The organism is Actinophytocola sp. NPDC049390 (assembly GCF_044466355.1).
Classification (GTDB): Bacteria; Actinomycetota; Actinomycetes; order Mycobacteriales; family Pseudonocardiaceae; genus Actinophytocola.
In genome coordinates this window covers 846,142-865,007 of record NZ_JBITMQ010000001.1, presented here as the reverse complement: position 1 = coordinate 865,007, position 18,866 = coordinate 846,142, and the positions used below count along the sequence as shown (strand labels likewise).

The window sequence follows — 18,866 nt, the reverse complement described above, 5'->3', positions numbered from 1 at the left end:
ACCTTCTTGTGTCTCAACGTTTCGATGTGTGCCACGCTACGGACCCGGCTTCGGGAACCCTCCCGGATCGAGGGTCGGGTCGCCGGGCCGCACCGCTGCCCGCCTCGGCCCCCACAGCCCGAACCCGACCAGCGCGCCGCCCGCCGCGAGCAGTGGGAGCAGCAGCCAGAACGCTCCCGCGTCCACGACCCCGGTGAGGAACAGCGCGAAGGCGACGGCCGCACCACCGAACCCGGTCGCGGCGATCCGCGGTCCGTTGGCGGGCACCGCCACGACGGGCGCCGCGGGCGTGTTGACCGGGGGTGTGGGCGGCGGTGTCCTGACGGGCTGGGGCACCCCGGCCGGTGGGGTCACCGACCGGGCGAGTGCCGCGCGGGCCGCCGCGGCCATCTCTCCCGCGGTCTGCCAGCGCTTCTCCGGGTCCTTCGCGAGTCCCTTCGCCACCACGTCGCGCAGCGCGGCGGGCAGGTGGTCCGGCAGCGGCGGCGGGTCGCGCAGCACCTGCGCGGTCAGGATCGCCATGTCCTCGCCGTCGAACGGCTTGCCGCCGGCGAGGCACTCGTACAGCACCACGGCGAGCGAGTAGACGTCCGCGCGGTGGTCGGGCGTGATCCGGTCGCCGAGCCGTTCCGGTGCGATGTAGGCCGGGGTGCCGACCAGTTGGTCGAGCCTGGTCACCGGTGGTGCGCCCGAGGTGTCGATCGGCTGGGCGATGCCCCAGTCGAACAACAGCACCTGTTCGTCGTCGCCGTCCGGTTCGACCATGACGTTCGACGGCTTGACGTCGCGGTGGCGGAGTCCTTTTCTGTGCGCCGCGTCCAATGCCGAGGCGACTTGTCGGACAATGTTCACCGCACGTTCAGGTTCGATTGGCCCCTTTTTCAGAATTGTCGCGAGATCGGTCCCGTCCTCGATGTACGGCATCACGATGTACGGCCGCCCGTCCACCGAGTAGTCCCACACCGGCAGGATGTGCGAATGCCGGATCTGACCGGCGAGCTTGCATTCCCGGCGGAACCGTTCGGCCAGCTCAGGGTCGGTCAGCGCCTGCCTGGCCAGCAGTTTGATCGCGACCTCGCGGTCGTTGCGGGAGTCGTGGGCGAGCCAGACCTCGCCCATGCCACCACGTCCGATCAACTGGGCCAGCTCGTAGGGACCAACGACGTCGGTCACCGATCACCCCATCGCGAAGTGCGGGTCAGGACGTCGGAATCGTACGTGTGGCACCGGCGCGGCGGGCCAGGATGTGCATTTCGGTAGCGATTCTTCATCACCCGCGAATTCGGCGTTCCCGGCCTATTAGGAGACGCGTCCCGAGCCGGCACGGCATCCGCTCCGCCGGACGCGCCACCTTCCCGTGGTCGAATCCGACCGTTCTCGCCCGGAACGCCGTGCCAGGCAAGTAACGTCCTGCGCGTGACGCTGCTCGGTGGGCGATACCGGCTCGAAGGCTTGCTCGGCAGAGGCGGGATGGGCGAGGTGTACCGCGCCATCGACACCGCCGACGACCAGGCGGTGGCGATCAAGGTCCTCCCCGCCGAAGCGGGCCGGCACCACGCGGACCGCCTGCGCCGCGAGGCGGGCATCGCCGCGAGCCTGCACGACCCGCACATCGTCGAGGTGCTCGACACCGGCACCGACAGCGGCGACTCCCGACTCTACGTGGCCATGCGGCTCGTCGAGGGCGCCGACCTCAAGCGGGTCCTCGGCGGCGCGCCCATGACACCGCCCCGCGCGCTCGCGCTGCTCACCCAGGTCGCGCAGGCGCTGGACACCGCGCACACCGCCGGGATCGTGCACCGCGACGTCAAGCCGTCCAACATCCTCGTCGGCCCCGACGAGGACGCCCACCTCACCGACTTCGGCATCGCCCGGCCGCTGGACCCCGAGGCCACCAGGATGACGGTGACCGGCGGCTACGTCGGCTCGCTCGACTACATCGCGCCGGAACAGCTGCGCGGGCTCGACGTCACCGGCGCGGCCGACGTCTACTCGCTCGCGTGCGTGCTCTACGAATGCCTCACCGGGCACGTGCCGTTCCCCGCCGCCGACCCGGCCGCGAAGCTCGCCGCCCAGCTCAACTCCGTGCCCGCCGCGCCATCGACGTACCAGCCCGCCGTGCCGCCCGCGCTGGACCTCGTCGTCGCCACCGGTATGGACAAGGACCCCCGGCGCCGGTACGCGACCGCGGGCCAGCTGATGGCCGCCGCCCACGCCGCGCTGCGGCAGGCCGAGGACCGCACGACACCGGCCGTGGCCCTGCCGCACGGCGACCCCGCGCAGCCCGGCCAGCAGGTGATCATGCGAGCGATCGTCACGACCGCGGCACGCCGGGGCGGTGACCCGACCACACCGGCCGACCAGTCCGGCGGCGTCTGCCCCTACCCGGGTCTGCGCAGCTTCGGCACCGGCGACGCGGACTGGTTCTTCGGCCGCGACGGTGAGACCAGCGACCTGCTGGTGCGGCTCTCCGGTCAGCTCGGCACCGGCGGCCCGCTGGTCGTGGTCGGCGCCTCCGGCAGCGGCAAGTCGTCGCTGCTGGTCGCCGGGCTGCTCCCGGCGCTGGACACGGCCGCGCACGACCTCGGCCGCAGCCGCTGGCCCCGCGTGGTGCTCACCCCCGGCGACCGGCCCGTCGACACGCTCGCGGCCCGGCTCGCCGGGGTGGTCCAGGTCGACCCCGGCGCGCTCGCCGCCACCATCCGGCACGATCCCGCGCGGTTCGGGCAGCAGGTGCGGGCGGCGGCGGAGCACGCGGCCCGCGACGGCGCGCGGCCCGTCATCGTCGTCGACCAGTTCGAGCAGCTGTTCACCGACGGTGCGGGCGGGCCGGAGCGGGTGGCGTTCGCGACCGCGCTCGCCCACGCGTGGCCCGCGCTGGTGATCGTGGCGGTCCGGGCCGACTACGTGCCGGACTGCATCGCGCTGGAACCGTTGCGGACCGCGCTCGACAGCCCGTTCGTCGTCGGCCCGCTCGGCGCGGCCGCGTTGCGCGAGGTGATCACGCTCCCCGCGGCCCGCGCCGGGCTGGTGCTCGAGGACGGCCTCGCCGACCGGTTGATCGGCGACGTGGGCGCCCGCGACGGCTCCGGTTTCGCGCAGGGCGCGCTGCCGCGGCTCGCCCACGCGCTGCGCGCCACGTGGCGGAACCGGTGGGGCAACGTGCTGACGTTGCGCGGCTACCAGGCGACCGGCGGCGTCGACCGGGCCGTCGCGGTCACCGCGGACCAGCTGTACGGCCGCCTCCACCCCCACCACCAGGACGTGCTGCGGGCGACGCTGCTACGGCTCGTGCGAGTGCTGCCCGACGGCGGCCTGACCCGGCGCACGGCCGCCCGCGGTGAACTGGACGAACGGGCGGTCACCGGCCTCGTCGACGCCCGCCTGGTCACCGCGGACGACGACGGGGTGCGGCTCGCGCACGACGCGCTGCTCACCGCGTGGCCACGGCTCCGCGCGTGGGTCGACGTGGAACGGCAGGACCTCCTGCTGCGCCAACGGCTCGACGAGTCGGCCGCGAACTGGGTGGAGAGCGGACGCGACCGCGGCGACCTGTACCGGGGCGCCCGGCTCGCCGCCGCGCTCGACTGGGCCGCGCACCACCCGCCCACCCAGCCGCAGCAGGAGTTCCTGCGTGCGAGCGAACGGGAACAGCGCCGCGGCACCCGCAGGCTGCGGACCGCCATCGCCGCGCTCGCCGTGCTGCTCGTCGCGTCGCTGGTGGCGTCCGTCGTCGCCTACTACCAGACGGAGGTGGCCGACGACCGGCTCGCCGAGGCCGAGTCCCGCCGCCTCGCCACGCTCGCCGAGCAGGCGGCGGACACGTGGCCGAGGCAGTCGCAGCTGCTCGCCGCCGCCGCGTGGCGCCGCGCGCCGACCAGGCAGGCGCGGGAGGCGTTGCTGGCGACGGAGAACCAGCGGCTCGACACCATGCTGTCCGGGCACGAGGGGCCGGTGCAGTCGGTGGCGTTCAGCCCGGACGGCGACCGGCTCGTCAGCGGCGGGATCGACGGCACGATACGGGTGTGGGACATGGCGACCCGCGAGGGCCGGGTCCTGTTCGAGCCGGGTGAGGCGGTCAACGCGGTCGAGTTCTCCCCGGACGGCAGGCGGCTCGCGGTCGGCAGTACCGACGAGTCGCTGTACCTGCTCGACGCCGAGACCGGTGAGGTGCGCGAGCGCATCGAGCACGGCGCGCCCGTCGTGGCGGTCGCGTTCAGCCCCGACGGCAGGACGGTCGTGTCGTCGCACGGGACCCCGCAACTGTGGGACGTGGGCAGCGGACGGCGGCTCGGGCGGCCGCTCGCCGGCCACGACGACATCGTCACCAGCGTCCTGTTCACCGCCGACGGCGAGCGGATCCTCACCAGTGGCCCGGACGGCACGATCCGGGTGTGGAACGCGGCGACGCAGGAGCAGGTGCGCACCATCACCACGGCGAGCCCGTGCCTGTTCCTCGCGTACGACCCGGAGTTCGAGCAGGTCGCGTGCCGCGACGGCATCGCGATCGGCCGCTTCGACATCGCGACCGGCGACCGCGTCGGCGAGGCGCTCACCGGCCACAACAACACCATCCAGGACCTGGCGTTCGGCAAGAACGGGCACGTGCTGGCGTCGACGAGCGAGGATCGCACGGTGCGCCTGTGGTACCTCGCGACGGGCCAGCAGATCGGCGAACCCATGCGTGCCAGCGACGACGACACGTTCGGGGTCGCGTTCAGCCCGGACGACCGGGTGCTCGCGGTCGCGAGCGGTGACGGCAACATCGTGCTGTGGCGGACGTCGCTGCCCGCGGCGTCGGGCCGGGCCGCGTACAGCGACCTCAGCCGCGACGGCACGGTGGTCGCGTTCGGCGACACCGAGGGCACGGTGACCACGTTCGACACGGCGACGAGCGAGGCCACCGGCCCGACGATGCGCTGCGACAACGGTGCGGTGGGCCCGCTCGCGGTCGCGCCGGACGGCGAGCGGATCGCGGTGCCGTGCGGGGAGGGCCTGGAGATCCGGACGGTCGGCGGCGACGAGGTGGCCACGTATCCCGACGTCACCGCGATCGCGGTGACGTGGTCGCCCGACGGCGACACGCTGGCGGTGAGCACCGACCGGGCCGCCAAGAGCAGCGCCCTGCTGCTGGTGGACGCGGACAGCGGAGACCAGCGCGAGCTGTGGGAGACCGGCGACGACACCAAGGCGGTGTGGAGCCTCGCGTTCAGTCCCGGCGGCGACCGCCTCGCCACGGGCACGCTCCACGGGCGGATCATGTTGTGGGACACCGCTTCCGGCGACCGGATCGGCGAGGAGATGACCGGGCACATCGACACCGTGCAGGACATCGCGTTCCAGCCGCACGGCCGTCTGCTCGCCACCAGCGGCTGGGACAACACGGTCCGGTTGTGGGATCCGGACAAGGGCGAGCAGGTCGGGCCCGCCCTCACCGAACACACGGACCGCCCGATCACGGTGTCGTTCTCACCGGACGGCACCCGCCTCGCGAGCGCTGGCTGGGACGGCACCCCCCTGATCTGGGACGTCGCCGACCACACGGTGCAGGCGGCACTGCGCGAACCCGGCGACATCCAGGCGATCCGCTTCCTCCCCGACGGCACCCTCGTCGGCACCGGTGCGGGTGGTCTCATCGCGACGTGGGACGCGGACCCGGAGAAGGCGCTCGCCGACGTGTGCGCCCGCCTCGACCCTCTCGACGACGACGAATGGCGCCAGTTCGCGCCGGACGTGGACTTCGTGCCCCAGTGCTGAGCCCGCTTGCACGGGAACGAAAGCACGAGGAAAGCGCGGCCGGGAGGCTGGTCCCCGCACGAAGGGGATCGTGACCAGACGACCGGGAGCACCGCGTGACCGACTTCCAGGCCTCGCCCGCCGACATCCGTGACTTCGGCAAGCTCGTCGGCAAGCAGGCCGGGCACGCCGACGCGTGCCAGAGCCACATCTTCGACCACACCGGCCTGCAGGGCGGTGAGGGCTGGCTCAACCAGCTGAGCGGGGCGCACGACACCCTGGTCGCGGACAGCAGGACCTGGTTCGCCGACCTGAGCACCTACACGCTGGAGGCGGCGGAACGCGAGATCCTCGCCTCCGCCGACTACTACGAGACCACCGACGCCGCCGGCGCGGAGAGCTACGACGCCGGGCTCATCGGCTACGAGACCTCGCCGCCGGTCGCGCAGGGCAGCGACACGCGGTTCCAGAACCAGGCCGTCGACCAGTACGGCAGGTTCGGCGAGATGGTGGACCCGCAGGAAAGCCTGACGGCGCCACCCGACTACGCCGCGGAGGGCGCGTGGCGGTGGGAACCGACCTGGGCCGACTACATCTCGCTCGCCTCGATCGGGCGCGGCGCCATCCTGGCGGCCACCGAGGCCCTCGCCGCCATCGGCTGGCTGGACCGGGCGTACGACCCGTACGAGCTGCTGCTCAAGCCGGCGATCGGTGACTGGGCCGGGTTCCGCGGCTGCGTCGACGTCTTCCGGAACGTCGCCGACGCCGCCCGCCAGCTGCAGACGAACCTCCACCACGGGCGAGCGGGCGTGCCCGCCGTGTGGACCGGCAACGCCGCCGACTCCTGCGAGTTCTTCCTCGCCGAGGTCTGCGCGGTGCTGCCGGACGCCGCGGGCGTGCTCGAGGAGATCGCCGCCGAGTACGAGCGGGCAGCGCAGGGCGCGAAGGACTTCTCGTCGACGGTCGGCAGCATCATCTCGAACCTGGTGGACGCCGCGATCGTGTTCGCGGCGGCCGTCGCCGGTGGCGCCGCCACCGCGGCCACCGGTGTCGGCCTGGTCGTCGGCGGCGGGGTCGCCGTGTACGAGGCGTACACGATCACCAACCTCATCAACGGGTTGGCGGACGTCTACCAGCTGACCAACGACCTCATGAGCGGGGTGCAGGCGAGCCTCAACGGTTTCGGGCAGCTCAACGCCTCCGACGCGTTCCTGCCGAAACCGCCCGAGGTGGCCGACGACGGCTCCGCGATCGCGCAACTTCCCTGACCCGGCAAAGGATTCCGGCATGAGCGAACCACGGCACGGTCCGGAGCGGTACCTGGACCTGATGGCGAACACCGACCTGGGCAAGCGGCTCGCCACCCCGGCGGGCAGGCGGTCGGCCCTGTACGACATGCTCGCCGCACACCCCGACCCGGTGTGGCGGGAAATGGGCGAGCAGCTGAAGAACGGCAGCATGCGACCGTCCGACATGTTCGCGGTGCCCGCCTACCGCGAGCGGGTCATGGCCGGGCTCGAGGAGGCGAGGGAACGGCACGCGGAACTGTTCGGGGCCGTCGAGCAGGCCACTGAGCAGGCAGCCGAGGGCCCCGGCACCGCCGCGCCCCAGCCCGCCGCGGTGCCGGACGAGGACGAGCCGGACGAGGTGCCGATCAACTGGGTGCGCCGGTGACTCTCATTCGGTGATGTTGAACCATTCGATGCGGCCCGGTTTGAAGTCCATGCCGTTCTGCACGCCCTGACCGGTGAAGTCGGTGGTCAGCGTCTGCCACGTCTGGCCGAGCCACACGCGGAACGACTGCCGCGCGTCCTCGACGTCCCTGCCGTACCAGCGGATGAACACCACCTTCGAGCCCATCCCGCACGCGATGACGTAGGCGGTCGCGCCCCTGACACGCGGCACACCCAGGGGTTCCAGCACGGGATCGACCCCGTACCGCCGTTGGTAGCTGATGCTCGCCGGCTCACGAAAACTCACCATGTCGAGTCGCCCCCATCCGAGGTGATGACAGGATGATCGGCCTGTTCGCGGGGTCGTTACGGCCGTTCGGGCGACACTGTCCAGTTATTGTCAGGAGCGGCGCGGGCGTTCTGCCCGGAGCGTAACCGCTGCTCCACGCACCGCCCGCGATGTCAGGATGGCCTCATGGCGGACATCCTTCCCTTCCACCGGAGGCCCGAGCCGGAGCCGGAACGCGGCCCCGACCCGCTGTGGCGGGAGGTCCTCGGCCCACGTCTGCGCACCACGCGGGAGGAACACCACGAACGCCTCGTCGACGTGGCGGAGAAGGCGGGTATCTCACCGCAGTACCTGTCCGAGATCGAGCGCGGCCGCAAGGAACCGTCGAGCGAGATGATCGCCGCGGTGGCGGGGGCGCTGGGGCTCGACCTGGCTGACCTGCTGATCGGGATCGCGAGCGACGTGCGGCGGCAGCGCGCCGCCACCACACGCCCCACCACGCGCCCCAGCGGCCCGGTGCTGATGGCCGCCTGATCAGGGCCGCTGGTCCAGCACGTGGTCGGCCAGGCCGTAGGCCACGGCGTCCACGGCGTCGAACACGCGGTCGCGGTCGGTGTCGTGGCGCAGGTCGGTCGTGCTGCGACCGGTGTGCGCCGACAGGATCTCCTCCAGCTGGTTGCGCACCCGGACCACCTCGTCCGCCTGCAGGATCAGGTCCGGGATCGTGCCCCGGCCCTGAGCGGCGGGCTGGTGCAGCACGACCCTCGTGTGCGGCAGCACGGCACGCCGACCCGACTCGCCGGCCGCCAGCAGCACGGCGGCGGCCGCCACCGCCTGGCCGACGCACGTGGTCGCGACCGGGGCCTTGATGTACCGCATGGTGTCGTACAGGGCCAGGGCCGCCGACGGGTCGCCGCCCTCGGAGTTGATGTAGAGGTCGATCTGCTGTTCCGGGTTCTCCGCCTCCAGGTGCAGCAGCTGCGCGATCAGCGCGTTCGCCACCCCGGAGTCGATCGGCGTGCCGAGGTACACGATCCGGGACGACAGCAGGTGCGAGTAGACGTCCATGATCCGCTCGCCGCCCGGGACGCGGGCGATGACGTTGGGAATGGTGTAGGTGCTCATGCCGACAACCCCAGTTCGTGAGTGCGCACCGGCACGACCTGCCCGAGGCTCGCGACGATGTGGTCGATGAAGCCGTACTCCTGCGCCTGGGTCGCGGTGAACCAGCGGTCGTGCAGCGAGTCGGTGAAGATCCGGTCCACGGGCTGGCCGGTGTCCTCCGCGATGAGGCCCAGCACGGTGTCCCTCGTGTACCGCAGGTCGTCGGCCTGGACCTCCACCTCCACCGCGGACCCGCCGATGCCCGACGAGCCCTGGTGCATCAGGATGCGGGCGTGCGGCAGCGCGAACCGCTTGCCGGGCGTGCCCGCGGACAGCAGGAACTGGCCCGCACTGCACGCCAGCCCGAGCGCGAGCGTCGACACGTCGCACGGCACGAGCCGCATCACGTCCCGGATCGCCAGCATCGAGGGCACCGAGCCGCCGGGCGAGTGGATCCACAGCGCGATGTCCTTCTTGGGGTCCTCGCTCGCGAGCGAGAGCATCTGCGTCGCGAGCACCGTCCCGTTGTCGTCGTCGAGCACGCCGTCGAGCACCAGCACGCGCTGGCTGAAGTACCTCTCCCGCAGCCGGTGGTCGAACAGCGGCGCCCCGTTGTCGTTCGTCATGACTCCGACGATGCCGCGCCGGCGGCACGGCCCGCCGCCGTCGCTGCTGTGAGCGGATCCGCCCACAGCAGCGTGACACCGGATGTCCAGGGAGTCGTGGCGAGCCGCCGTTCGACCGGCGGCGCGGCCTCGGAGATGCCGAACCGTTCGTGCACCCGCCGCAACGACCGCGGGGCCCACCAGTTGGCCGACCCGGCGAGCCGGACGAACGCGGGCAGCAGCACCCCGCGGATCAGCACCGCGTCCACCAGCACCGCGACGGCCATCGACAGCCCGTAGACGATGCAGAACATGAGGATCGGGATGCTCGACTCGAGCGTGCCGGTCGCGGTGAACCCGAGCAGCCCGGACAGGTTGCCGTTCTGGAACACCCACACCAGCACGCCGACCATCACGCCCATGGACAGCAGGTTCAGCACGGTCGCCCACGCGCACGCCAAGGCGTTCGACACCGGCCTCGCGTCCCTTCCCCTGCCGGGGCTGGTCGACCGCATGGTCCGCCCGATGATCGAGGTCAACGTGGCGAACCCCGGCTTCAAGACGATCTTCACGGCCGCCGACATGCCCGACCACCTCGCCGCACCGGCGACCCGCCTGCACGCGGCGGTCGCGGGCCGCATCGCCGAGGTGATCCGCGTCCGGCTGCCCGACCTGGCGGACGACGACCTGCACAGGACCGCCGTGGTCGCCACGCAGATCTTCGGGTCGCTGCTGGGCACGATCGTGTCGGCGACCGCGACGGACCGCGAACGCTGGGTCGAGGAGCTGAAGCGGGTGCTGGTGGGCTACCTCGGGGCGCTGGAGTCCTGACCTGCCACGAGGTGGTCGCCGAGTGTGGTGCGCCGGTACAGCACCGCCCGCCCGTCCCGGCGGGAGGTCAGGATTCCCGCGCCCTGCAACGACTTCAGGTGCGCGTTGAGCGTCGGCGCGGCGAGCGCGAGCTGGGCGGCGAGCTGCGTGGTGGACATCGGCAGCTCCAGCAGCGCGAGGATCGCGGCCCTGGTGCGGCCGACGACCCCGGCGAGCGGCGTCTCGGTGACGTCGGGCGCCGACTCCCACAGCCGTCCGATCCCACGCGGTGAGTACGTGAGGCTGGGCCTCGGGTCGGCGGTGCCGACCAGGACGTCCGGCCACACGAACGCGCACGGCACGAGCAGCAGCCCGCGTTCCCGCAGCCGCGCGCGGCCGTCGTAGTACTTGACGACCGTCAGCAGGTCACCGCGCATGGCCACCGACGGGTGCAGCGTGGCGAAGAGCCCGGCGACGCCGCCCGCCGCCAGTTCGTCGAGCCGGTGGGCGAGGTCGGCCTGCAGCAGCGCGTGCACCCGGGGCCAGTGTGGTGCGATCGCGGCCTGCCAGTAGCGCCGCAGCTCGGTGACGATCCGCTCGACGGCCCGGGCCGGGTCGGCGAGCAGGTCCCGCATCAGCGCGGCACGCTGGTCGACGCCCGGTCCCCGCTGGGCGACCTCGTGCTGGGCGAGATGGGCCAGCTCGTGCGTCACGACGTCGACGTCCGTGCCCGCGATCCGGTCGAGGCCGGTGTCGAGGTCGTCGGTGCGGCCTTCCGGTGTGGGCAGCAGGAAGTCCGGCACGTACCCGGCCGGGCGGACCAGGGCGGTCAGCAGGGGCATGTCCACGGCGTCCAGCCGGGCGCCGACGGTCGTGAGCCACGGGCCGTGGACCCCGGTGCGGCGGCCTGCCGACAGCGCACGCAGGCTCGTCACGGCCTCGGCGACCGGCGAGAACGCGAACCGGATCCGCCGGTAGTCGGCCGGGGTGAACTCCAGCTCGATCACGCCCGGAGATTAGCCCTGTGCCTAATCGTCGGCCAGCGGCCGGGGCCGGTGCCATCGTCGGCGCCATGAGCGAGACGCTGCTGGCGGCCTACGAACGGCTGCACGACCACGGCCCCGAGTTCGGCGGCGACGAGGAAGGCAACCACGGCCTGACCAACCACGGCCCGATGGCGGCCGAGGTGATCGTGCGCCGCGGCCTGCCGGTGGACGTCGACCGGTGGCTCGACGGCTACGTGCGCAGGCTGGCCGACCTGCCGAAGCCGGCGGCGCGGATCACCGACTGGCGCGCGGCACTCGGCGACGCGCGGCGGATGCCCGACTGGACCGCGTACTTCCGGGAGGAGCTGCGGGCCCGGCCGTGGCAGGACACGCTCGCCACGTGGTGGCCGCGGCTGCTGCCGGGCATCGCCGCCGGCTCGACGCACGGCGTCATCCGCGTCGGGCACGCGGTCCGCACGCTGCGGGGCGCCACCAGCCCGCAGGCACTGGACGAGCTGGCGAACGGGCTCGCGTTCTGGGCGGGCAGGTGGCGCCCGGTTCCCGTGGAGGGCGCGGGCGCACCGGCGTCCGGCCCCACCGAGGCACTGGCGGCGCTGCCCGAGCTGCCGGACCGCGGCGGGTTCATCGCCCACCGGCTCACGCGTCTCGCGGCGATGCCCGCGTGGCCCGCCGCCGTCGCGGCGCTGCCGGTGCCCGCCGCCGACGACGACGTGCCCGCGGCACTCGCGGCCCTCGTCGACGCGGCGACCGTGCGGTACCTGCGCGTGGGCCGGGACTCGCCGGTACTGCTGGTGCACACGGCGACCGCCCCGAACGCGGTCCTGCACTGCCTGCCCGTGCTGCCCAAGGCGGTATGGCGTCCGAGCCTGGTGGCCGCGTGGGCCGCCGCGGCGGCGATCACCGTCACCTACGCGGGCCCACCCGCCGACCGCCCGGCCGCGTTGCTGAACACCGCCGACCCGGCGGCCACCCTGCTGGACCGCGCCACCGACCACCGCGACGAACACGTCCTCAAGTTCGCCGACACCGCGGTCGAGTCGTACGAACGCACCGGCGACGAGGACGCGCTGGCCTCGGTCCACCTGGCGGCGGACCTGATCGAGTCACCGAGCTAGCCGAGACCGAGGCTCTGCTCGCCCCGCACGGGTCCGAAAGGCGCCACCTGCTCGTACACCGCCTGGGGCCACCGGCCCGCCGACAGCACCGTGTGGTCACCGACCTGGCTGACGATGTCGCGGACGTTGGCGACCACCGCCATGAACTCGTCGCCGAGGCCGACGAGGTGTTTGACGCCCTCGGCGATGAGCTTCTCCACCGCCTCGGCGAGCCGGTCCATGGCGAACGCGATCCCGACGATCGTCGCGCCCTCCACCGTGACCACCAGGAACTTCGCGCCGACCTCGACCACGGTCTGCGCCAGCTTCACCACGTACGCCACGTTGGTCGTCGCGATCTTCATCAGCCACTCGCTGATGAACGCGGCCTTCTTCGTGACCGCGTCGATGGCGTCCTTCTGCACGCCGATCTTCTGCTGGTACACGCTCGCGCCGGTGCCGCTCCAGTGCGCGAGGTCGGGGTTGCGCGGCTCCTTCACCTTCGCGGACAGGTCCGACACCGGCGTCTGCACCAGCGTGATCCAGCGGAAGCTCTGCACGATCAGCGACAGCACCGGCACGTGGTGCTCGACGACGTACTGCACGAGCTTCACGATCTGGTCGATGCCCGCCTTCAACGTGGCGAGGTGCTTCTTGACCAGGAAGAGCACCGGGGCGAACTGGTACCGGTGCTCGTAGATGTAGCGGACGACGCCCGCGAAGCGGTCGACGACGATCTGGACGCCCTCGTTCATCTGCCGGAAGCCGTTCTCGAACGCGTCCGTCCAGTCCGGACCGTCCGCCGGGAGCGGTTTGAGCGTCACTTCTCCATCTCCCCGTAGATCTCCCGCAGGCTCAGCTCGCCGATCTCCTCCTGCCGTTCGTAGGTCTCCGCGATCTTGACGACGGCGTCGGCGATCTGCCCGAACTCCGTCTGGGCCTCGGCGAGCACGCCCTCCATGAACGACCGGTACTTCTCGTAGACCCGCGCGTGCACCGTCGCGTCGAGCATGCGGATGGGGAGGGTGACCGGGTCGCCGACGAAGAAGGCGGTGTCGCCGAGCGTCGCGCCCTGGACCTCGCGCACGACCGACGCCATGTGCTCGGCGAACCCGTCCCACTTGGGTGCCTCGTCGCGGACGGCCTGTGTGATGACCGTGTAGCCGGGCATCGAACTCCCCTCAGTCCTCTGTGGTCAGACCGGCGTCGGTGAAGACCGCCAGCACGTCCGCGCGGAGCACGTCGGCCTTGGCGTAGCCCAGCACCGCGGCGTTGGCGGTGAGGCCGGTGGCGATACCGCCCCGGACGTGCAGCGTCACGTACCCGTGCTCGCTGCGCAGTGCGAACTCGTCGTCGGCAGGCGGCTCGGCCCGCCGCATCGCGAGCAGCTTCGCGTCGTTCTCCGCCAGCGTCGCGTTGATCCACGCGAGCGACTGCTCGGGCTTCCCCGGCGCCGGACCGTCCCGCTCGTCGTCCCGTGTGGACAGTGCCATGACGAGCGCCTTGCCGACGGCGGCCGTGTACACGGCGAACAGCGTCTCGGCGAACCGCTCCGGGTCGAGCCGGTCCGACCACCACTCGGCGAGGCGGAGGTCCGCCAGCCTGCCGTCGCGGTCGACGGTGACCTCGATCGACCGGGTGGGGTCGTCGGCCCGGTAGGTGTCCGACGGCTCGTCACCCGCCGCCTCACGCGCCGCCTCAGCCTGTTCGCGGAGGGTGTCGTCGTCCCCCAGCACCTCGAGGTCGACGAGCGCGTACGAGTCCCCCGACATGGGTCTCCCTTGTGATCGACAACGGCCGGAGGCTAGCAGCGGAACGGCGAGATCGCCTGGTCAGCGGGCACAGGACGCGCACATCCCGGCCATCGCCTTGACCCTTTCCGGACGGCAATCGTATGGTCGGGGTGTTCCACTGCACGACGTTCGTTCCACTATACGGCACACTTGGCGAGAGGTGGCGATGACCGCACTGGCGAACCTGACGGTCGTCGACCTCACCCAGGTGATGGCGGGCCCCTTCTGCTGCCAGCTGCTCGGCGACCTCGGCGCGGACGTGATCAAGGTCGAACCCGTCGGCCGCGGCGACGCCACGCGCGAGGCCACCGGCCACCGCCTGCCGAACGGGGAGAGCTCGGCGTTCGTCGCCGTCAACCGCAACAAGCGCGGCATCGCCGTCGACCTGCGCGGCACGAGCGGGCGTGCCGCGTTCCACCGGCTGGTCCGCGACGCCGACGTGGTGGTGGAGAGCTTCCGGCCGGGGGTCACGGCGCGGCTCGGCATCGACTACCCGGCGCTGCGCGCGGTCAACGAGCGGCTCGTGTACGCGTCGATCTCCGGTTTCGGGCAGACCGGCCCGTACGCGTCCCGCCCCGGCTACGACCTGATCGCCCAGGCCATGTCGGGGATCATGAGCGTGACCGGGGACGCCGGCGGCACACCGGTGAAGTCCGGGGTGCCGGTCGCCGACCTGTCGGCCGGGTTGCTGTGCGCGGTCGGCATCCTCTCCGCCCTGATGTCCCGCACGGTCACCGGCCGCGGCCAGGCCGTCGACACGTCCCTGTACGACGCGGCGCTCGCGATGTCGGTGTGGGAGACCGCGGAGCTGTGGGCCACCGGGAAGGCGCCGGGCAGGCTCGGTTCGGCACACCGGGTGAACGCGCCGTACGAGGCGTTCCCGACCCGCGACGGGTACGTGACGATCGGCGCCAACAACGACCGGTTGTGGACCCGGTTGTGCGCCGTGCTCGACCGGCCCGGCCTGCTCGCGGACCCGAGGTTCGCCACCAACGCCGACCGGGTGCGCAACCGGGCGGAACTCGCGGCGGAGCTGGCCGACCCGCTGTCCACACAGGACACCGAAGAGTGGGTGCGGCGGCTGCTGGACGCGGGTGTGCCCGCCGGGCCGATCCGGGACTACGCCCAGTCGTGCGCCGACCCGCACACGCGCGCCCGCGAGATGGTCGTCGAGATGGACCACCCCGTCGAAGGCCGGATCCGCGCGCTCGGCATCCCGGTCAAGCTCAGCGAGACCGCGGGCACGGTCCGCCGTCCACCACCCGCGCTGGGCGAACACACCGACGAGATCCTGCGCGGCATCGGCTACACGGCCGACGAGATCGCCGCACTGCGTGCCGAGGGAGCGGTGTCATGACGATCGAGGTGACGGTCGACGGCCCGGTCGCGACCGCGACGGTGAACCGGCCCGAGGCACGCAACGCGATGACGATGGCGATGTACGACGCGCTGGCCGCGTTCTGCGAGCGCGTGGACGCCGACGACTCCGTGCGGGTGGCGGTGATCCGCGGCGCGGGCGGCAGGGCGTTCGTGTCCGGCACGGACATCGCTCACTTCCGCGACTTCCGGGACGCGTCCGACGGTCTCGCGTACGAGGAGCGGATCGAGTCGGTGCTGGCGCGGCTGGAACAGGTGCACGTACCGACGATCGCGGTGGTACAGGGGTACGCCACCGGCGGCGGGCTGAGCATCGCCGCCGCGTGCGACCTCCGGGTCTGCACCCCGGACGCCCGCTTCGGGCTGCCGATCGCCAGAACGCTCGGCAACTGCGTGTCGATGCCGACCTACGCGCGGCTGGTGCACCTGATCGGGGCCGCCCGCGCGGTGCACCTCATCTACACGGCCGGTTTCGTCGACGGGGCGGAGGCGGCGCGGATCGGGCTCGCGTCGGAGCTGACCGACGACGTGGACACCCGCCTCGCCGAACTGTGCGAACGCCTCCTCGCCAACGCACCGCTCACCATGCGCGCCAGCAAGATCGCGCTGCGACGCCTGCGGGACCAGGCCCTGCCACCGGGCGACGACCTGGTGTCGCTGTGCTACGGCAGCGCGGACTTCCGGGAAGGCGTCGCGGCGTTCCTGGGAAAACGCCCGCCGAGGTGGCAGGGCATCAGCTCGTCGGGCGGCGGTAGCCCAACGTGGCGCTGACCCGTTGCGCCGCTTCCGTGACCAGCGCGCCGTACCGCGCCCGCAGCCCCTCGGGCATCCGGCTGCCGGGTGCGGAGATCGACAGGCTCGCCGACACGTGCCCCTCGTGGTCGAAGATCGGGGACGCGACCGCCGAGATGTCGGTCCGCCACTCCCCCACGTTCGTCGCGTAGCCGCGCTCCCGGACCGCCGCCAGGTCGGCGAAGAAGGCGTCCCACTCGACGATCGTGGCGTCGGTGTGCCGGACCAGCTCGCCGCCGAGCAGGGCGCGGACCTCGTCCTCCTGGCGGTGCGCCAGCATGGCCTTGCCGTTCGACGAGCCGTGGAGCGGGACGGCGCTGCCGAGGGTGATGACCGCCCGGATGGGGTGTTCGGTCTCCACCTTCTCGATCAGCACCGCCCGGTCGCCCTCCAGCACCATGAGGTGCACGGTCTCGCCGGTCTCCTTGCGCAGCTCCCGCATGATCGGCAGCGCCGCGTCGCGGACGGACAGGTCCGCGACCGCGTGCTGTCCGATGTGGAGTGCGCGGGTGGTGAGGACCCAGCGGGTCTTCTCCGCGCCGTCCGGGCAGATCCAGCCCGCCGTCCACAGAGTCTGGAGCGCGCGCTGCACCGTGGTCTTGGGCAGTTGCAGCCTGCGCGCCAGCTCACCGACGCCGGCGGGCTGCGTGAACGCGACCTCCTCGAGCACCCGGAAGGCCGCGAGCACGGTCCGCATCCCCTCACTCATTCCGGCAGTCTATGCGGCTCACCCGCGGGCGGCCCTGGGCGACGACCGGCTGCACGAGGTGCTCGACCTGTGCCTGATGTGCAAGGCGTGCAAGAGCGAGTGCCCGCTCGGTGTGGACATGGCGAAGCTGAAGAGCGCGGCACTGCATCACCGCGAAGCGCCCGCTGCCGAGGTTCGAACGGGAGAACCTGCCGCGGTGGTTCCGCCTTCGGCCCGCACCCGGCGGCGCGCCCAACTGTCGCGCCGCATCCCTGGCACGACCGTCGAGGAGGTGGACGCGGGCTGCTGCGGCATGGCGGGCTCGTTCGGCTTCGAGGCCGAACACTACGAGACGTCGATGACCGTGGGCGCGGACCGCCTGTTCCCGGCGGTCCGCGCCGAACCGGACGACACGGTGATCGCGGCGACGGGCGTCTCGTGCCGCCACCACGGAAGGAACATCAGTAGCCGCGCAAGCCCCGCTCGGCCACGTCCTTCGGTGCGCTCACGCCATCCCTCCGGAAGGCCGGGTCACGCGGCGGGGCACGGTGCCCAGCCCCAGCAGCACGACGATCGGCACGCCGTAGCAGACCGCCCCGCCCACCAGGTAGTCCGCGTTCCTCGGCGTCAGCACCATGAGCAGAGTCACCACGACGGGCACGGCGAGCACCAGCGCGGCGCGGCGCCCTTCCCGGGTCCGCGCGCCCGCGGCCATGAGGGCACCGGCGACCAACAGCACCAGCGCGAGGCACCAGGCCGTCATCCGGACGCCTCCCACCACCTCGGTCACCCGGGACATCGGGTAGTACAGCACGTTGTAGGTGCCGAGCGACCCCATCACCAGCACGACGCTCGCCGCGACGGCGGCGGCGAGCATGAGGACCCGCCTGCCACCCACCAGCTCCCAGCCGCGGGCCGGCCCGGGCGAGAACGTCAACGCCGCGGCGACCAGCACGCCCAGCAGCAGCCAGCCCGCGTTGACGAACACGTCGTCGTAGAAGGTGACGATGCCGAAGAAGGGGGCGGGCAACAGGCCGACCGAACCGAGCCACGCGCCGACCGCCGCAGAGCGGCGCATGCGGAGCAGGCTCAGTACCGCCACCACGATCCAGACGGCCCAGAATGGCGCGTCCGGCCTCTCCACGACGCTCGCCAACGACTCGGCCGAGCCCAGCCGCACCCACGCGACCAGCCGGTCCAGCAGCTGCGCCGCACCAGCGAGCATCACGATCGGCCCCAGCAGGCTCACGATCGCGAACACGTCGCGGTGGGCGATACCACCGTCGGCGCCCACCACCCGCCGCAGGTGCAGGCGCAACGCACCCCGCAGCACGTCGACGGTTTCCTTGCGGCTGGGCTGGGTCCGGTCGCCCGCGCCCGCCAGGAGGACGCCGAGCATCTCCTCGCCGTGCCGCTCGCGGTGGTCACGTGGGTACCAGCCCAGGAGTTTCCGGTACCGGTCGGCCAGGTCGTTCGTTTCGCTCACGCGGTCCCTCCAGAAAGCCGCGCACGCAGGCGTTGCCGCGCCGCGCGGGTGTGTGCCTGCAGTTTCTCCACCTCGGCGGCCAGCCTGGCCGCACCTGGTTCGGTCAGCCGGTAGTAGCGCCGGAGCCGCCCGTCGACGACCTCCTCGCGGTCGACGTCCACCCACCCGTCGGCACTGAGCCGGTCGAGCGCGGCGTACAGGGTGCCTGCTTGCAGGGTCACTCGCCCTTCGGAGATCTCCTCGACGTCGCGCAGGATGCCGTAGCCGTGCTGCGGCCGTGCCGCGAGCGCGGTGAGGATCAGGAAGGTCGGCTCCCGCAACGGAGCATTTGGCATGGCGATCTTTATATACAGATCACTTGACTATGGCAAGTCCTGGTTCCCCACGAATGGTTCGGCGGCAACGGACGTCC

Annotated in this window: 20 protein-coding genes; 8 read left to right on the top strand and 12 right to left on the bottom strand. The window is 72.2% G+C overall.

Annotated elements, in window-relative coordinates; genetic code table 11:
• Positions 1-36: 36 nt before the first annotated feature.
• Complete coding sequence (locus tag ACIBVP_RS03890) at positions 37-1,173, bottom strand: serine/threonine-protein kinase (RefSeq protein ID WP_396104427.1); 1,137 nt, start codon at positions 1,171-1,173, stop codon at positions 37-39.
• 243 nt (positions 1,174-1,416) lie between these two features.
• Here ACIBVP_RS03890 and ACIBVP_RS03885 point away from each other — a divergent pair, with 243 nt between their 5' ends.
• The 3 genes from ACIBVP_RS03885 to ACIBVP_RS03875 all read left to right on the top strand — a co-directional run bounded on the left by ACIBVP_RS03885 (position 1,417) and on the right by ACIBVP_RS03875 (position 7,410).
• On the top strand, positions 1,417-5,757 hold the full coding sequence (locus ACIBVP_RS03885) for a protein kinase (RefSeq protein WP_396104426.1): 4,341 nt from the start codon (positions 1,417-1,419) through the stop codon (positions 5,755-5,757).
• Positions 5,758-5,852: 95 nt separating this feature from the next.
• Positions 5,853-7,004, top strand: coding sequence for a hypothetical protein (locus ACIBVP_RS03880; protein ID WP_396104425.1), 1,152 nt, complete (start codon positions 5,853-5,855; stop codon positions 7,002-7,004).
• 19 nt (positions 7,005-7,023) lie between these two features.
• Positions 7,024-7,410: a hypothetical protein gene (locus tag ACIBVP_RS03875; RefSeq protein ID WP_396104424.1), complete on the top strand. Its 387-nt coding sequence runs from the start codon at positions 7,024-7,026 to the stop codon at positions 7,408-7,410.
• A gap of 3 nt (positions 7,411-7,413) precedes the next feature.
• Here the strand turns inward: ACIBVP_RS03875 and ACIBVP_RS03870 are convergent, their stop codons facing one another.
• A complete protein-coding gene (locus ACIBVP_RS03870; protein WP_396104423.1) occupies positions 7,414-7,719 on the bottom strand; it encodes a hypothetical protein in 306 nt (101 codons plus the stop codon).
• A 165-nt stretch (positions 7,720-7,884) separates the two neighbouring features.
• On the opposite strand from ACIBVP_RS03870, the gene ACIBVP_RS03865 reads away from it, so the two are divergent.
• Positions 7,885-8,232, top strand: a complete 348-nt coding sequence (locus ACIBVP_RS03865; protein ID WP_396104422.1) for a helix-turn-helix domain-containing protein — start codon at positions 7,885-7,887, stop codon at positions 8,230-8,232.
• Here ACIBVP_RS03865 and ACIBVP_RS03860 read toward each other — a convergent pair whose 3' ends face one another.
• From ACIBVP_RS03860 to ACIBVP_RS03850, 3 genes are read right to left on the bottom strand one after another with little or no spacing between them, the layout of a single operon-like run.
• The gene (locus ACIBVP_RS03860; RefSeq protein ID WP_396104421.1) at positions 8,233-8,823 is read right to left on the bottom strand and encodes a ClpP family protease; all 591 of its coding nucleotides are present in this window, start codon (positions 8,821-8,823) and stop codon (positions 8,233-8,235) included.
• Entirely contained in the window at positions 8,820-9,428 is a 609-nt protein-coding gene (locus ACIBVP_RS03855) for a ClpP family protease (RefSeq protein ID WP_396104420.1), read from the bottom strand. The genes ACIBVP_RS03860 and ACIBVP_RS03855 overlap by 4 nt, the downstream gene beginning before the upstream one ends.
• Positions 9,425-9,829 carry a hypothetical protein gene (locus ACIBVP_RS03850; RefSeq protein WP_396104419.1) on the bottom strand — a complete coding sequence of 135 codons (405 nt, stop codon included), beginning with the start codon at positions 9,827-9,829 and terminating at the stop codon, positions 9,425-9,427. Before ACIBVP_RS03850 ends, ACIBVP_RS03855 begins: the two co-directional genes overlap by 4 nt.
• Between ACIBVP_RS03850 and ACIBVP_RS03845 the strand changes: the two genes are divergently transcribed.
• Positions 9,828-10,238, top strand: a complete 411-nt coding sequence (locus ACIBVP_RS03845; protein ID WP_396104418.1) for a hypothetical protein — start codon at positions 9,828-9,830, stop codon at positions 10,236-10,238. The two genes, ACIBVP_RS03850 and ACIBVP_RS03845, sit on opposite strands and share 2 nt — an antisense overlap.
• On the opposite strand, the gene ACIBVP_RS03840 is transcribed toward ACIBVP_RS03845, so the two are convergent.
• Positions 10,214-11,224, bottom strand: a complete 1,011-nt coding sequence (locus tag ACIBVP_RS03840) for a DUF5937 family protein (protein ID WP_396104417.1) — start codon at positions 11,222-11,224, stop codon at positions 10,214-10,216. The genes ACIBVP_RS03845 and ACIBVP_RS03840 overlap by 25 nt on opposite strands.
• Positions 11,225-11,289: 65 nt before the next feature.
• On the opposite strand from ACIBVP_RS03840, the gene ACIBVP_RS03835 reads away from it, so the two are divergent.
• Complete coding sequence (locus tag ACIBVP_RS03835) at positions 11,290-12,339, top strand: hypothetical protein (RefSeq protein WP_396104416.1); 1,050 nt, start codon at positions 11,290-11,292, stop codon at positions 12,337-12,339.
• Here ACIBVP_RS03835 and ACIBVP_RS03830 read toward each other — a convergent pair.
• Genes ACIBVP_RS03830 through ACIBVP_RS03820 form a run of 3 tightly spaced genes read right to left on the bottom strand, consistent with a single transcriptional unit; the run spans position 12,336 to position 14,090 of the window.
• On the bottom strand, positions 12,336-13,142 hold the full coding sequence (locus tag ACIBVP_RS03830; protein WP_396104415.1) for a hypothetical protein: 807 nt from the start codon (positions 13,140-13,142) through the stop codon (positions 12,336-12,338). The two genes, ACIBVP_RS03835 and ACIBVP_RS03830, sit on opposite strands and share 4 nt — an antisense overlap.
• Complete coding sequence (locus tag ACIBVP_RS03825; protein ID WP_396104414.1) at positions 13,139-13,489, bottom strand: hypothetical protein; 351 nt, start codon at positions 13,487-13,489, stop codon at positions 13,139-13,141. Before ACIBVP_RS03825 ends, ACIBVP_RS03830 begins: the two co-directional genes overlap by 4 nt.
• A gap of 10 nt (positions 13,490-13,499) precedes the next feature.
• Positions 13,500-14,090: a hypothetical protein gene (locus ACIBVP_RS03820; protein WP_396104413.1), complete on the bottom strand. Its 591-nt coding sequence runs from the start codon at positions 14,088-14,090 to the stop codon at positions 13,500-13,502.
• A gap of 187 nt (positions 14,091-14,277) precedes the next feature.
• On the opposite strand from ACIBVP_RS03820, the gene ACIBVP_RS03815 reads away from it, so the two are divergent.
• Complete coding sequence (locus ACIBVP_RS03815) at positions 14,278-15,468, top strand: CaiB/BaiF CoA transferase family protein (protein WP_396104412.1); 1,191 nt, start codon at positions 14,278-14,280, stop codon at positions 15,466-15,468.
• Entirely contained in the window at positions 15,465-16,259 is a 795-nt protein-coding gene (locus tag ACIBVP_RS03810; protein WP_396104411.1) for an enoyl-CoA hydratase/isomerase family protein, read from the top strand. Before ACIBVP_RS03815 ends, ACIBVP_RS03810 begins: the two co-directional genes overlap by 4 nt.
• Here ACIBVP_RS03810 and ACIBVP_RS03805 read toward each other — a convergent pair.
• From ACIBVP_RS03805 to ACIBVP_RS03795, 3 genes are all read right to left on the bottom strand, one after another.
• On the bottom strand, positions 16,222-16,989 hold the full coding sequence (locus ACIBVP_RS03805; RefSeq protein WP_396104410.1) for an IclR family transcriptional regulator: 768 nt from the start codon (positions 16,987-16,989) through the stop codon (positions 16,222-16,224). The two genes, ACIBVP_RS03810 and ACIBVP_RS03805, sit on opposite strands and share 38 nt — an antisense overlap.
• A 484-nt stretch (positions 16,990-17,473) precedes the next feature.
• Complete coding sequence (locus tag ACIBVP_RS03800) at positions 17,474-18,454, bottom strand: hypothetical protein (RefSeq protein ID WP_396104409.1); 981 nt, start codon at positions 18,452-18,454, stop codon at positions 17,474-17,476.
• Positions 18,451-18,789, bottom strand: a complete 339-nt coding sequence (locus tag ACIBVP_RS03795; RefSeq protein WP_396104408.1) for a PadR family transcriptional regulator — start codon at positions 18,787-18,789, stop codon at positions 18,451-18,453. The genes ACIBVP_RS03800 and ACIBVP_RS03795 overlap by 4 nt, the downstream gene beginning before the upstream one ends.
• Between the last annotated feature and the right edge of the window lie 77 nt (positions 18,790-18,866).

What these genes read in the sequence shown, in the direction of transcription:
- ACIBVP_RS03795 (WP_396104408.1), bottom strand. Translation starts at nt 18,789, where the DNA reads ATGCCAAATGCTCCGTTGCGGGAGCCGACCTTCCTGATCCTCACCGCG.
- ACIBVP_RS03865 (WP_396104422.1), top strand. Translation starts at nt 7,885, where the DNA reads ATGGCGGACATCCTTCCCTTCCACCGGAGGCCCGAGCCGGAGCCGGAA.
- ACIBVP_RS03860 (WP_396104421.1), bottom strand. Translation starts at nt 8,823, where the DNA reads ATGAGCACCTACACCATTCCCAACGTCATCGCCCGCGTCCCGGGCGGC.
- ACIBVP_RS03820 (WP_396104413.1), bottom strand. Translation starts at nt 14,090, where the DNA reads ATGTCGGGGGACTCGTACGCGCTCGTCGACCTCGAGGTGCTGGGGGAC.
- ACIBVP_RS03870 (WP_396104423.1), bottom strand. Translation starts at nt 7,719, where the DNA reads ATGGTGAGTTTTCGTGAGCCGGCGAGCATCAGCTACCAACGGCGGTAC.
- ACIBVP_RS03875 (WP_396104424.1), top strand. Translation starts at nt 7,024, where the DNA reads ATGAGCGAACCACGGCACGGTCCGGAGCGGTACCTGGACCTGATGGCG.
- ACIBVP_RS03855 (WP_396104420.1), bottom strand. Translation starts at nt 9,428, where the DNA reads ATGACGAACGACAACGGGGCGCCGCTGTTCGACCACCGGCTGCGGGAG.
- ACIBVP_RS03810 (WP_396104411.1), top strand. Translation starts at nt 15,465, where the DNA reads ATGACGATCGAGGTGACGGTCGACGGCCCGGTCGCGACCGCGACGGTG.
- ACIBVP_RS03850 (WP_396104419.1), bottom strand. Translation starts at nt 9,829, where the DNA reads ATGGGCGTGATGGTCGGCGTGCTGGTGTGGGTGTTCCAGAACGGCAAC.
- ACIBVP_RS03845 (WP_396104418.1), top strand. Translation starts at nt 9,828, where the DNA reads ATGGACAGCAGGTTCAGCACGGTCGCCCACGCGCACGCCAAGGCGTTC.
- ACIBVP_RS03805 (WP_396104410.1), bottom strand. Translation starts at nt 16,989, where the DNA reads ATGAGTGAGGGGATGCGGACCGTGCTCGCGGCCTTCCGGGTGCTCGAG.
- ACIBVP_RS03815 (WP_396104412.1), top strand. Translation starts at nt 14,278, where the DNA reads ATGACCGCACTGGCGAACCTGACGGTCGTCGACCTCACCCAGGTGATG.
- ACIBVP_RS03825 (WP_396104414.1), bottom strand. Translation starts at nt 13,489, where the DNA reads ATGCCCGGCTACACGGTCATCACACAGGCCGTCCGCGACGAGGCACCC.
- ACIBVP_RS03835 (WP_396104416.1), top strand. Translation starts at nt 11,290, where the DNA reads ATGAGCGAGACGCTGCTGGCGGCCTACGAACGGCTGCACGACCACGGC.